At 69.1% G+C, this 12,442-nt stretch carries 10 protein-coding genes; 6 read left to right on the forward strand and 4 right to left on the reverse strand.

Annotation, left to right across the window (positions count from 1 at the left end):
- Window positions 1–7: 7 nt before the first annotated feature.
- The 3 genes from AB4Z46_RS02930 (at window position 8) to AB4Z46_RS02940 (ending at window position 4,107) form a co-directional block, all read left to right on the forward strand.
- Window positions 8–1,960 carry an MFS transporter gene (locus AB4Z46_RS02930; RefSeq protein WP_442281982.1) on the forward strand — a complete coding sequence of 651 codons (1,953 nt, stop codon included), beginning with the start codon at window positions 8–10 and terminating at the stop codon, window positions 1,958–1,960.
- 10 nt (window positions 1,961–1,970) lie between these two features.
- Entirely contained in the window at window positions 1,971–2,624 is a 654-nt protein-coding gene (locus AB4Z46_RS02935; protein ID WP_442281983.1) for a phosphatase PAP2 family protein, read from the forward strand.
- A 379-nt stretch (window positions 2,625–3,003) separates the two neighbouring features.
- On the forward strand, window positions 3,004–4,107 hold the full coding sequence (locus AB4Z46_RS02940; protein ID WP_442281984.1) for a serine endopeptidase: 1,104 nt from the start codon (window positions 3,004–3,006) through the stop codon (window positions 4,105–4,107).
- On the opposite strand, the gene AB4Z46_RS02945 is transcribed toward AB4Z46_RS02940, so the two are convergent.
- The 4 genes from AB4Z46_RS02945 to queA all read right to left on the reverse strand — a co-directional run bounded on the left by AB4Z46_RS02945 (window position 4,080) and on the right by queA (window position 8,398).
- Window positions 4,080–4,859, reverse strand: coding sequence for an SDR family NAD(P)-dependent oxidoreductase (locus AB4Z46_RS02945; protein ID WP_442281985.1), 780 nt, complete (start codon window positions 4,857–4,859; stop codon window positions 4,080–4,082). The two genes, AB4Z46_RS02940 and AB4Z46_RS02945, sit on opposite strands and share 28 nt — an antisense overlap.
- A 79-nt stretch (window positions 4,860–4,938) precedes the next feature.
- Window positions 4,939–6,129 (reverse strand): tRNA guanosine(34) transglycosylase Tgt, encoded by a 1,191-nt coding sequence (gene tgt, locus AB4Z46_RS02950; RefSeq protein WP_442281986.1) that lies wholly within the window; start codon window positions 6,127–6,129, stop codon window positions 4,939–4,941.
- Window positions 6,126–7,358, reverse strand: coding sequence for a PQQ-dependent sugar dehydrogenase (locus tag AB4Z46_RS02955; protein WP_442281987.1), 1,233 nt, complete (start codon window positions 7,356–7,358; stop codon window positions 6,126–6,128). The genes tgt and AB4Z46_RS02955 overlap by 4 nt, the downstream gene beginning before the upstream one ends.
- Complete coding sequence (gene queA, locus AB4Z46_RS02960; RefSeq protein ID WP_442281988.1) at window positions 7,355–8,398, reverse strand: tRNA preQ1(34) S-adenosylmethionine ribosyltransferase-isomerase QueA; 1,044 nt, start codon at window positions 8,396–8,398, stop codon at window positions 7,355–7,357. Before queA ends, AB4Z46_RS02955 begins: the two co-directional genes overlap by 4 nt.
- Before the next feature lie 77 nt (window positions 8,399–8,475).
- Between queA and recG the strand changes: the two genes are divergently transcribed.
- The 3 genes from recG (at window position 8,476) to AB4Z46_RS02975 (ending at window position 12,381) form a co-directional block, all read left to right on the forward strand.
- Window positions 8,476–10,584: an ATP-dependent DNA helicase RecG gene (recG, locus tag AB4Z46_RS02965; RefSeq protein ID WP_442281989.1), complete on the forward strand. Its 2,109-nt coding sequence runs from the start codon at window positions 8,476–8,478 to the stop codon at window positions 10,582–10,584.
- Between the two features lie 154 nt (window positions 10,585–10,738).
- Window positions 10,739–11,704 carry a LysR substrate-binding domain-containing protein gene (locus AB4Z46_RS02970; RefSeq protein ID WP_442281990.1) on the forward strand — a complete coding sequence of 322 codons (966 nt, stop codon included), beginning with the start codon at window positions 10,739–10,741 and terminating at the stop codon, window positions 11,702–11,704.
- Between the two features lie 83 nt (window positions 11,705–11,787).
- On the forward strand, window positions 11,788–12,381 hold the full coding sequence (locus AB4Z46_RS02975) for a Dps family protein (protein ID WP_442281991.1): 594 nt from the start codon (window positions 11,788–11,790) through the stop codon (window positions 12,379–12,381).
- Window positions 12,382–12,442: the final 61 nt, after the last annotated feature.

Genomic DNA, 12,442 nt, shown 5'->3' on the forward strand with positions numbered 1-12,442 from the left:
CATTCGAATGACCACCCCTGCCGAAGTCTCGCCCGCCCGTCTGCCCGAAGGGCCCGCCCACGCCAACCAGTTTGCCTTGTTGCGGCAGCGGCGCTTCGCGCCCTTCTTCTGGACCCAGTTCGCGGGCGCCGCCAACGACAACCTGTTCAAGTTCGCCTTCACGGTGATGGTGACCTACCAGCTGCAGCTGGGCTGGATGCCGCCGGCCATGGCGGGACTGGCGATCGGCGCCCTGTTCATCCTGCCCTTCCTGCTGTTCTCCGCCACCGCAGGGCAGCTCACCGACAAATACGACAAGACGAAGATGATCCGCTTCGTCAAGAACCTCGAGATCGCGATCATGGGAATCGCCGCCTGGGGCTTCCTGCGGGCGGACGCCGTGGTGCTGCTCGGCTGCGTGTTCCTGATGGGGCTGCACTCGACCCTGTTCGGTCCGGTCAAGTTCGCCTATCTGCCGCAGGTGCTCGCGCCGCGCGAGCTCACCGGGGGCAACGGCATGGTCGAGATGGGCACCTTCGTCGCGATCCTGCTCGGGCAGGTCGCGGGCGGCCTGCTGGTCGCCCTGCCGCAGGTCGGCCATGTGACGGTGGCCGTGGCCTGCCTGCTGCTGGCGCTGGGCGGACGGGCGGTGGCGCAGGCGATCCCGCCGGCGCCGGCCACCGACCCCGGCCTTTCGATCAACTGGAATCCGGTCAGCGAAACCTGGCGCAACCTGAAGCTGGCTCACAGCAACGTGGTCGTCTTCCGCTCGCTGCTGGGCATCTCGTGGATGTGGTTCTTCGGCGCGGTCTTCCTGGCCCAGTTTCCGAGTTTCGCCAAGGAGGTGCTGCACGGCGACGAGCAGGTGGCCTCGCTGCTGCTGGTGGTGTTCTCGGTCGGCATCGGCATCGGCTCGCTCTTGTGCGAGACGCTGAGCCGGCGCCAGGTGGAGATCGGCCTGGTGCCGCTGGGCGCCATCGGCATGAGCGTGTTCGCGATCGACCTCTACTTCGCGTCGCGGGCGCTGCCGCCCGTGGCGCAGATGGGGCTGGGCGCGTTCACGGCCCAGCCGGCCCACTGGCGCGTGATGGCCGACCTGGGACTGCTGTCGCTGTTCGCGGGGCTCTACAGCGTGCCGATGTACGCGCTGATCCAGATGCGCAGCCAGCCCACGCACCGGGCCCGTATCATCGCGGCCAACAACATCCTGAATGCGCTCTTCATGATCGCCAGCTCGGTCATCGCCGGCGCGCTGCTGAAGGCTGGCTTCACGATTCCTCAGATCTTCCTTTTCACCGGCATCGCCAACGCGGTGGTCGCTTTCTACATCTTCATGCTGGTTCCCGAATACCTGCTGCGCTTCGTGGCCTGGGTGCTGTCGCACTTCGTCTACCGTTTCGACATCCGGGGCCAGGAGCACATCCCGGCCGACGGGCCCGCGGTGCTGGTCTGCAACCACGTGAGCTTCATCGACGCGGTGCTGCTCATGGCCGCGAGCCCGCGCCCGATCCGCTTCATCATGGACCACCGCATCTTCAGCGTGCCGGTGCTCGGCTGGCTGTTCCGGTTGGCCAAGGCGATCCCGATCGCGCCCCAGAAGGAAGACCCGGCGGCCTATGAGAAGGCCTTCGCGGAGGCCGTGCAGGTGCTGCGCGAGGGCGACCTGCTCGCCATCTTTCCCGAGGGCGCGATCACGCGCGACGGCAGCCTGCAACCGTTCAAGGGCGGCGTGATGAAGATCCTCGACGCCGCCCGCGCCGATGGCATCGACCCGCCGGTGATCCCGATGGCGCTGACCAATCTGTGGGGCTCGTACTTCAGCCGGATCGAGACGCGCGCCGGCCAGAACGTCGCGATGGTACGGCCGTTCCGGCGCGGCCTCTTCAGCCGCGTGGGGCTTCATGTCGGCAGCGCGGTGCCCCGCGTGGAGGTGCAGCCCGAAAGCCTGCGGCGGCGCGTGAGCGTGCTGCTCGGCAGCTGACGCCCGCCCAATGCCCGACCTCGGTCAAATCCTGCATGCGATCACCTGGTTCGGTGACAGCGGTTTCCTGCTGCCCGCCGCGCTCTGGATCGCGGTGTGGCTCGGCATTCGCAGCGGTACCCGGCCCCTGGCGGTGCTGTGGGTGCTGCTGTTCGGCCTCGGCGGCGCCCTGATTGCGGTTTCGAAGATTGCCTTCCTCGGCTGGGGCATCGGCAGCGTCTCGCTCGATTTCACCGGCTTCAGCGGCCACACCGCGATCGCGGCGAGCGTCTGGCCGGTGGCCTGCTGGTTGGTGGCCTCGCGCTGGGAGCATCGGGTCCGGGTGGGCGCAGCGGTGCTCGGCTGGCTGTTCGCCGCCTTCATCGGCGCCACCCGGCTGGCGCTCGATGCGCATTCGCTGTCGGAAGTGGTGTTGGGCTATGCGATCGGGGTGGCGGTCAGCGGGACCTTTCTCTGGTGGCAGCACCGCCTGCCGCATCCACGCCTGAGCTGGACGCTGGTGCTGTTGAGCCTGGCCACGCCGGTGCTGTTCCTGCGGCCCGGCACGCCGGCACCGACCCAGGGCGCGCTTGAAGTCATTGCCGTCCGGCTGGCGGGCATCGAGCGGCCTTTCACGCGTGCGGATCTGCTGGCCGGTCGCCGGATGCCGCTTGGTATCAAGTAGCGATACCGGCGGCGCAGAGTATCGCGACCCCCGAATCAAAGCGCTTCAGGAGGCGAAGGGGTGGACCATCATCCGCCCACTTTCATTTCCTGGACGAGAGACCTTCATGAATCTGTATTTGGTCACGTTTGTGGTTTTCGGAGGCGGGAACCCGTGGTGAGCCGGACGCCCACCAACTTCGGTCCGTACGAGCGCGAGTACCGGGCGCGCGTGTCGCTCTCTCGGCACCTCATGCGGCTGGCGCTGCAGATGGGCCTGATGGTCGCGGCAGTGATCCTGGCCGGGGTGTTCGTGTTTCCCGTGAACCGGGGCCCCACGCCGGCCATCGTCCAGAATCATTCGATCCAGAACGACAAACCGTCTCAAGAAGAGGAATGCGATGAGCAAAGCCCTGCGCCTGTCCGAAAAGTGGTTTCGCCGCGGCCTTTGGGTGGTGGCGATTGTGTTCGCCAGCTTCCTGGTCGGGCTCGGCAGCACGATCGTCGGTGACCTGCCTCGGGTCGAACACCGGATCGAGCTCGACGATTTCATCGACCGCGCGGCGGCCGACCCGCTGCGCAACACCGTGCGCGACGGCGAGCGCAACGAACAGCAGGCCGCGCGCGACCGCGAACAGGCCGAGCTCAAGCTGGTCGCGGCCCAGCAGGCCAGCCGGGCCGCGCGCGAGACCTTCGGCAACTGGCTCGCCACCCGCCACGCCACCGCCCAGCCCGACCAGGACAGCGAGCTGATCGCTCGCACCAAGGCGCTCGACGCACTGAAAGCCAAGGAGGACGAGGCCGAGCGCAATGTCGTCGCGCAGCGCCAGATCGCGCTCGACGCCCGGCAGTCGCGCCAGCGGGCGCGGCAGCAACTGGTGGTGCTCGAGGAGGCGGCGCGGAAGCGGCTCGATGCCGAGAACCGCAAGGTCGAGCTGCGGGTGTTCCTGTACCGGCTGGCGCTCACGCTGCCGCTGCTGGTGATCGCCGGCTGGCTGTTCGCGAAGAAACGCAAGAGCACCTGGTGGCCCTTCGTCTGGGGCTTCATCTACTTCGCGTTGTTCGCCTTCTTCGTCGAACTGGTGCCCTACCTGCCGAGCTACGGCGGCTACGTTCGCTATGCAGTGGGGATCGTGATCACGGTGCTGGTCGGGCGCTACGCCATCCTGGCGCTCAATCGCTACCTGGCGCGCCAGAAGCTGGCCGAGGCGCAGCCCGAGACGGTGCGCCGCAACGAACTGAGCTACGACACGGCGCTGGCGCGGCTGGCCAAGAGCGTCTGCCCGGGCTGCGAGCGCCCGGTGGACCTCAAGAACAACGAGATCGACTTCTGCCCGCACTGCGGCATCGGCCTGTTCGACCATTGCCGCGCCTGCGACGCGCGCAAGAGCGCCTTCGCCAAGTTCTGCCATGCCTGCGGCACGGTGGCGGATGCGGATGCGGCTGCTGCGCCGGTGGCGCCGCAGCCCGGGCCGTTTCAGGTCCAGCCGGCGTCCACCACGTAATCCTGGGCGGTGCACATCTTCGAATCGTCGGCGGCGAGGAACAGCGCCATGCTGGCGATGTCCTCGGCCATCACGCGGCCGGGCAGGCATTGGGCGGCGTCGATCTCGGCGGCCGATTCGGGCTTGACCCAGAGCCGCAGCTGGCGCTCGGTCATGACCCAGCCCGGGACGATCGAATTGACCCGGATGCCGGCCTTGCCCAGATCGCGCGCCAGCGACCGCGTGAGCCCGCGCGCGGCCGACTTGCAGGCCTGGTAGACCGGGTAGCCGGCGCCCTTGATCATCCAACTGATCGAGCCGAAGTTGATGATGGAGCCGCCGCCCAGCGCGCGCATGTCGTCCGCCACCGCCTGCGCGGCGAAGAACTGGTGCTTGAAGTTGACCGCCACGAGGCGGTCGAAGTCCTCGCTCGTGACCTCTGCCATCTGGTGGCGGCGGTCGTTGGCGGCGTTGTTGAGCAGCACCTGGATCGGGCCGAAGCGCGAGCGCACCGCGGCGATGGTCGCGCCGAGCGCGGCCACGTCGGTGACGTCGCATTCCTGGAACAGCGGTTCGTCGTGGCCGCCCAGTTGCTGCGCCAGCGCGTGCCCGGCCGCCACGTCGAGATCGCAGAAGCCGACCCGCGCGCCCTGCGCATGGAAGGCGCGCACCAGGGCTTCGCCGATACCGGTGGCACCGCCCGAGATGAAGACGGTGCGGCCGGCCAGCGAGGGGTAGATGGCCGAGGGAACGAGGGAGGTGGATGCGGACATGTGTGGATTTTGATCTTGCACCGCGCCGCTCGCCACCCAGGCGAACGCGAATGCCCGCGCTCGCTTCTTCGGCCTAGACCTAGATTCCGCGCGCCCGTTCCGCCTTGAAGCGGGCGCGGAAGTCGGCGAACCGCCCGGCATCGAGCGCCTCGCGGATCTCGCGCATCAGGTTCAGGTAGTAGTGCAGGTTGTGGATGGTGGTGAGCATCGGGCCCAGCATCTCGCCGCAGCGATCCAGGTGGTGCAGGTAGGCGCGGCTGAAGCCGTCGCGCCCGCCCTCGTTCCACGGCACGCCCGACGCGCCCGCACAGGCGTGGCAGCTGCAGCTCGCGTCGATCGGCTGCGGATCGCTCTTGTGGCGGGCGTTGCGCATCTTGAGATCGCCGTAGCGCGAGAACAGCGTGCCGTTGCGCGCGTTGCGCGTCGGCATCACGCAATCGAACATGTCGACGCCCTGCGCCACGCCCTCGACCAGATCCTCGGGCGTGCCGACGCCCATCAGGTAGCGCGGCTTGTGGGCCGGCAGCCGGTGCGGCGTGTGGGCCATGATGCGCAGCATCTCGTCCTTGGGTTCGCCGACGCTCACGCCGCCGATCGCGTAGCCGGGGAAGTCCATCTCGACCAGCTGGGCGAGCGACTCCTCGCGCAGGTTCTCGAACATGCCGCCCTGCACGATGCCGAAGAGGGCGTTCGGGTTCTCGAGCTTGGCGAATTCGGTCTGGCAGCGCTTTGCCCAGCGCAGGCTGAGCGCCATCGACTGGCGGGCCTCGGCTTCGGTCGTCACGTGGCCGTCGACGTCGTAGGGCGTGCACTCGTCGAACTGCATGACGATGTCGCTGTTGAGGATGGTCTGGATCTGCATCGAGACCTCGGGCGTGAGGAACAGCTTGTCGCCGTTGACCGGCGACGCGAACTTCACGCCTTCCTCGCTGATCTTGCGCATCGCGCCGAGCGACCAGACCTGGAAGCCGCCCGAGTCGGTGAGGATCGGCTTGTCCCATTTCTCGAACTGGTGCAGGCCGCCGAAGGCCGACATGACGTCGAGGCCGGGGCGCATCCACAGGTGGAAGGTGTTGCCGAGGATGATCTGCGCACCCATCTCGTGCAGGCTGCGCGGCATCACGCCCTTGACCGTGCCGTAGGTGCCCACGGGCATGAAGATGGGGGTCTGCACCACGCCGTGGTTCAGGGTCAGCGTGCCGCGGCGCGCGTGGCTCTGCGAATCGGTGGCGAGGAGTTCGAATTGCAGGCGAGGCAGTGGAGTGGTCATCTTTGGAGGCTTGCAGAGGCGGGCCCGTCGGGCATCAGCATGAGTACGGTGCGGTTGAAGTCTTCGACCACCAGCATCCGGCCCTGGCGGTCGACGGTCAATCCGGTCGGGCGGCCCAGCGGCCGCACCCCGGGCGCGGCGGTCCAGCCGGCGAGCCAGTCGATCGGGCGTCCCGACGGCATTCCCTTGGCGTCGAGCTTGTAGCCGACCACGCGGTGCCCCGCGGGCCGGTGGCCGCGCCAGGCGACGAGCAGTTGGCCGGCGAAACGGCTGCCGGCAGGCCCGACCTGCATCTGCAGCGGCGCGACGTGCGCGGGCCAGAGCATCCAGGGCGCCTCGGTACGGCTGCAATCGAAGCGGGCCTCGTAGCCGCGGGCCGGCTGGCGGCGGCCCACGCAGTAGGGCCATCCGTAGTCGCGGCCGGCCTGGAGGCGGTTGAGCTCTTCGGGTGGCTGGTCGGCCGGGTCGTAGTCGATCGAGTTCTCGCCCTGCAGCACGGTGCCCTTGGCCGGCCCGTCGGCCAGCACCGTCAGCGCGGCCGAGTTGCGCAGGCCGGTGGCGAAGGGCTTGAAGCCCTGCAGCTTGAAGCCATCGCCGCCGAAGATGCCCTCGTAGACCGCGGCGCGCGGCATCGGACCGGTGCCGTCGGGGCAGGGCAGCGGGTACGCCTTCGCGCCATCGCGGCAGTCGTCGGAGTCCGAGCCCATGTTGACGTACATCCGGCCGCCCGGGCCGAAGGCGAGTTCCTTCAGTGGGTGCCTGCCGTCCCTGGGCAGGTTGTCGATCAGCGTCTCGCGCAGCAGCGCGCCGCCGGGCGCCGGGATCGGCGTGCGCCAGATGCTGCCGGCTTCGCCGACGTAGGCCTTGCCGTCCGGGCCGAGCGCCAGGCCGAGCGGGCGGTCGAGTTGCTCGGCGAGCACCGTGAAGCGCGCGCGGCGCGGCGCCGGGCCGTCCGCGGGCAGCGTCATCTCGAGCAGGCGGCCCTTGCGCGGCTCCCACGAGCCCATGTCGACGACCCAATAGCGTCCGGGCGCGATCTCGAGCACGCGTCGCGGTGCGCGCAGGCCTTCGTTCTCGTCGGCGAGCAACGCGACGCAGGTGCCGGCCGGACTGCGGATGTCGAGCCGCGCATAGTCCCCGCATCGGCCTTGCGGCGTGTAGCCGCGGGCCGCCGCGGCGAGCGGCATCAGCATCAGCATCGCCAGCGCAAGCCAGGGCCTGCGCATCATGGCTGCACCCGGGCGAGCAGCATGGCGTCGCCATAGCTGAAGAAGCGGTAGCCTGCGTGGATCGCGTGCGCGTAGAGCGCCATCACGGGTTCGTAGCCCGCGAAGGCGCTGACCAGCATCATCAGCGTGCTCTTGGGCAGGTGGAAGTTGGTGACCAGCAGGTCGACGTGCGCGAACTGGAAGCCCGGCGTGATGAAGATGCGCGTGTCCCCGGCGGCCTCGCCGCTCTTGGCCCAGCTTTCGAGCGTGCGCACCGTGGTCGTGCCGACCGCGACGACGCGGCCGCCACGCGCCTTGCAGGCGGCGATCGCGCGCTGCGTCGCCTCGGGCACCTCGTAGCGCTCGGCATGCATGGTGTGCTCGGCGATGTTCTCGGTCTTGACCGGCTGGAAGGTGCCGGCGCCGACGTGCAGCGTGACGCTGGCGCGCTCGATGTCGCGGGCGTCGAGCGCGGCCAGCAGGGCGGCATCGAAGTGCAGCGCCGCGGTGGGCGCCGCCACGGCGCCCGGCACGCGGGCGAAGACGGTCTGGTAGCGGCTCTCGTCGTCGGTCGAATCGGCGTGCGTGATGTAGGGCGGCAGCGGCACGTGGCCGCAGCGCGCCATCAGCGCGTAGGGGTCTTCGCCGGCCGGGCTGTCGAAGCGGAAGCGGAACAGGGCGCCGTCCTCCTCGGGCCAGCGGCCCAGCAGCGTGGCCGTGAAGCCGCCCGTCATCGCCAGCGTGGTGCCGACCGGCGGCTTCTTGCTGACCTTCATGTGGGCCACCACCTCGGCGCCCTGCAGCACGCGCTCCACCAGCAGCTCGAGCTTGCCGCCGGTGGGTTTCTCGCCGAACAGCCGCGCCTTGACCACGCGGGTGTCGTTGAAGACCAGCAGGTCGCCGGGCCGCAGCAGCGAGGGCAGCTGGTTGAAGATGCGGTCGACCGGTTCGGCGCCGGTGCCGTCGAGCAGGCGCGAGGCGCTGCGTTCGGCGGCGGGATGCTGGGCCACCAGTTCGGGCGGCAGGTCGAAATCGAAATCGGAAAGCGTGAAGGCGCGCATGGTGCTTGAGGGCCGGACGGGCCCGTGCCAAGGAGGCATGGGAAAGAGGAAGGCGAGGAGCCGGGCAGAATTGTCCCATGCCTGCCGCGTCCAAGTCCCTTCCCCCCGAAAAGCCCGTTGCCGCACCGGTGCCCGGCACCGGGCTCAGCGTGGTGCAGCGGGCGCTGCGCAAGCTCGGCCTCCTGCGCGACATCGACTTCGCGCTCTACCTGCCGATGCGCTACGAGGACGAGACCCGGATCGTGCGGCTGGCCGACGTGCGCGACGGCGAGATGGCGCAGATCGAGGCCGTGGTCACCGAAAGCGAAGTGGCTTTCCGGCCGCGGCGCCAGCTGATCGTGAGCGTGGACGACGGCAGCGATACCTGCCAGTTGCGCTTCTTCAACTTCTACCCCTCGCAGCAGAAGCAGCTCGCGGTCGGCGCCCGGGTGCGGGTGCGCGGCGAGGTGCGGGGCGGCTTCATCGGGCGGCAGATGATGCATCCGGCCGTGAAGGCCGCGGGCACCCAGCTGCCCGAGGCGTTGACGCCGGTCTATTCGACCATCGCCGGGCTGGCCCAGCCGGTGCTGCGGCGCGAGGTGCGTTCGGGCCTGGCGCGCGCGGTGCTCGACGAGACCCTGCCGGCCGGCGCCGCGCCGCACGGTGCCTGGGACCTGCGCCGGGCGCTGAGCTTTCTGCACTATCCCGCGCCCGACGTCTCGATGGCCACGCTCGAGGACCACAGCCATCCGGCCTGGCAGCGGCTCAAGGCCGACGAGCTGCTGGCGCAGCAGCTGTCGCAGTTGCAGGCGCGGCGCGCGCGGGCGGCTCAGAGGGCGCCGGTGCTGGATGCGGCGGCCTCCGGCGCTTCATTGCACCGCGAACTGCTGGCCGTGCTGCCCTTCGCGTTGACCGGCGCGCAGCAGCGCGTCGGCGACGAGATCACGCGGGACCTGGCGCGCGCGCTCCCGATGCACCGGCTGCTGCAGGGCGACGTCGGTTCCGGCAAGACCGTGGTGGCGGCGCTGGCCGCCGCGCGCTGCATCGATGCCGGCCACCAGTGCGCGCTGATGGCGCCGACCGAGATCCTGGCGGCGCAGCACTTCGGCAAGCTGGTCGGCTGGCTCGATCCGCTGCTGGCCGAGCGCGGCCTGCGCGTGGCCTGGCTCACCGGCAGCCAGAAGAAGAAGGAGCGCGACGCGATGGCGGCCGCGGTCGAGAGCGGCGAGGCGGCGCTGGTGATCGGCACCCATGCGGTGATCTCCGAGAAGGTGCGCTTCAAGAAACTGGCGCTGGCGATCATCGACGAGCAGCATCGCTTCGGCGTCGCCCAGCGCCTGGCCCTGCGCGGCAAGGCGGTCGGCGACCTCGAGCCGCATCTGCTGATGATGAGCGCCACGCCGATCCCGCGCACCTTGGCGATGAGCTACTACGCCGACCTCGACGTCTCGACGCTCGACGAGCTGCCGCCGGGTCGCACGCCGATCGTGACCAAGCTGGTGGCCGAGCACCGCCGCGACGAAGTCATCGACCGGATCCAGGCCCAGTTGCAGCAGGGCCGGCAGGTCTACTGGGTCTGTCCGCTGATCGAGGAGAGCGAGGCGGTCGATCTGCGCAACGCCACCGAGACCCGCGACGAACTGGCCGATGCGCTGGGCGAGCAGGTCGGCGTCGGCCTGCTGCATTCGCGCATGCCGACCGCCGAAAAGCAGGCGGTGATGGAGAGCTTCACGGCCAACAAGCTGCAGGTGCTGGTCAGCACCACGGTGATCGAGGTCGGCGTGGACGTGCCCAACGCCTCGCTGATGGTGATCGAGCATGCCGAGCGCTTCGGCCTGTCGCAACTGCACCAGCTGCGCGGCCGGGTCGGGCGCGGTGCGGCCGCCTCGGCCTGCGTGCTGCTGTACGCGCCGAACGAGGGCGGCCGGGTCGGCGAGACCGCACGGGCGCGGCTCAAGGCCATGGCCGAGACCGCTGACGGCTTCGAGATCGCGCGCCGCGACCTCGAGATCCGCGGCCCCGGCGAATTCCTCGGCGCCCGCCAGTCGGGGGCGCCGCTGTTGCGTTTCGCCGATCTCAGCACCGATGTCATGCTGCTCGACTGGGCCCGAGAACTGGCCCCGCAGATGCTCGACCGGTACCCCGAACTCGCCGCAAGACACGTGGACCGCTGGCTGGGCAGCAAAGCCGAATACCTGAAGGCCTGACCCAGGGCCGGTGCAGCCAGGCCCGCTCGTGAAACACCGCGGAACCGGCTTCGCCGGGCCGCCGGTGTTGCCCCCGGCAGGGGGTGGGCGGGCTACACGAAGTGAGCCCAACCTGGGGGCGAGCCACATTCACGAGCAATAATTGTTTAAAACTATGACGCTGACTGAACTCAAATACATTGTTGCGGTCGCGCGCGAACGGCATTTCGGCAAGGCCGCGGAGGCCTGCTACGTCTCGCAACCCACCCTGTCGGTGGCGATCAAGAAGCTCGAGGACGAACTCGAGGTCAAGCTCTTCGAGCGCAGCGCCGGCGAGGTCACGGTGACGCCGCTGGGCGAGCAGATCGTGCAGCAGGCGCAGAGCGTGCTCGACCAGGCCGCCAGCATCAAGGAGATCGCCAAGCGCGGCAAGGATCCGCTGTCCGGCCCGCTGAACCTCGGCGTGATCTACACCATCGGCCCCTACCTGCTGCCCGACCTGGTGCGCCAGAACATCGCGCGCACGCCGCAGATGCCGCTGGTGCTGCAGGAGAACTTCACCGCCAAGCTGCTCGAGATGCTGCGCGCCGGCGAGATCGACTGCGCCATCATGGCCGAGCCCTTTCCCGACACCGGCCTGGCGATGGCCGCGCTCTACGACGAGCCCTTCATGGCCGCGCTGCCGGCGCATCACCCGCTGGCCGAGCGCGAGTCGGTGAGTTCCGACGAACTCAAGAAGGAAACCATGCTGCTGCTCGGCACCGGCCACTGCTTCCGCGATCACGTGCTCGAGGTGTGCCCCGAGTTCGCCCGCTTCTCGAGCAACGCCGAAGGCATTCGCAAGAGCTTCGAAGGCTCGTCGCTGGAGACCATCAAGCACATGGTCGCTTCGGGCATGGGCGTGACGCTGGTGCCGCGGCTGTCGGTGCCGGCCGAGGCGCTCAAGCCCCGCGGCAAGGGGCGCAAGGAGCCCGAGCAGATCGTGCGCTACCTGCCGGTGCGCGACGCCCACGGCGGCGAGCCGCCGACGCGGCGCGTGGTGCTGGCCTGGCGGCGCAGCTTCACGCGCTACGAGGCGATCGCGGCGCTGCGCAATGCGATCTATGCCTGCGAACTGCCGGGCGTGAAACGCCTGTCCTGAGATAGAGTGCGCATGTTGCGAAGCCGGTGCGCCGTTTCCGGCTTCTTCCTGCCGTCAACCCTTCTGTAGAAAGAACCCTTCGCATGGCCAAAGTCATCAAGAAAGCCAAGTCGCCCGCCGCTTCCGCTCCCGCTTCGTCGGCCGGCAAGGTGCCGCGCAAAGGCGGCGTCCGGGTGACCGAGGAATCGGGCGGCCGCAATGCCCCGATCATCAACATCGGCATCGACCGCCAGGACCGCGCGGCCATCGCCGAAGGCCTGAGCCGAGTGCTGGCCGACACCTACACGCTTTACCTGACCACCCACAACTTCCACTGGAACGTGACCGGCCCGCACTTCAACTCGCTGCATGCGATGTTCATGGGCCAGTACACCGAGCTCTGGACCTCGACCGACGTGCTGGCCGAGCGCATCCGCGCGCTGGGTCACTACGCACCGGGGTCCTATGCCGAATTCAGCAAGATCGCCACCGTGCCCGATGTGCCGCAGACGCCGCCCAAGGCAATGGAGATGGTGCGCATCCTGGTCAAGGGCCATGAGACCGTGTCGCGCATCGCGCGCGAGTTCATCCCCGTGGCCGAGGAAGCCGGCGACGACCCGACCGCCGACATGCTGACTGCGCGTTGTACCGTGCACGACCAGACGGCCTGGATGCTGCGCTCGCTCCTTGAGGAGTGACTCGCCCCCAGGTTGTCTCACTGCTTGTAGCCGCCCACCCCCTGTCTGCGCCGGCCGTCGC

The organism is Variovorax sp. M-6, from assembly GCF_052114385.1.
Taxonomy (GTDB): Bacteria; Pseudomonadota; Gammaproteobacteria; order Burkholderiales; family Burkholderiaceae_C; genus Variovorax.

Bases quoted from the DNA above. Each gene is read 5' to 3' on its own strand.
- AB4Z46_RS02970 (WP_442281990.1), top strand. From the start codon at position 10,739: ATGACGCTGACTGAACTCAAATACATTGTTGCGGTCGCGCGCGAACGG.
- AB4Z46_RS02975 (WP_442281991.1), top strand. From the start codon at position 11,788: ATGGCCAAAGTCATCAAGAAAGCCAAGTCGCCCGCCGCTTCCGCTCCC.
- tgt (WP_442281986.1), bottom strand. From the start codon at position 6,129: ATGACCACTCCACTGCCTCGCCTGCAATTCGAACTCCTCGCCACCGAT.
- queA (WP_442281988.1), bottom strand. From the start codon at position 8,398: ATGCGCGCCTTCACGCTTTCCGATTTCGATTTCGACCTGCCGCCCGAA.
- AB4Z46_RS02935 (WP_442281983.1), top strand. From the start codon at position 1,971: ATGCCCGACCTCGGTCAAATCCTGCATGCGATCACCTGGTTCGGTGAC.
- AB4Z46_RS02940 (WP_442281984.1), top strand. From the start codon at position 3,004: ATGAGCAAAGCCCTGCGCCTGTCCGAAAAGTGGTTTCGCCGCGGCCTT.
- AB4Z46_RS02945 (WP_442281985.1), bottom strand. From the start codon at position 4,859: ATGTCCGCATCCACCTCCCTCGTTCCCTCGGCCATCTACCCCTCGCTG.
- AB4Z46_RS02930 (WP_442281982.1), top strand. From the start codon at position 8: ATGACCACCCCTGCCGAAGTCTCGCCCGCCCGTCTGCCCGAAGGGCCC.
- recG (WP_442281989.1), top strand. From the start codon at position 8,476: ATGCCTGCCGCGTCCAAGTCCCTTCCCCCCGAAAAGCCCGTTGCCGCA.
- AB4Z46_RS02955 (WP_442281987.1), bottom strand. From the start codon at position 7,358: ATGATGCGCAGGCCCTGGCTTGCGCTGGCGATGCTGATGCTGATGCCG.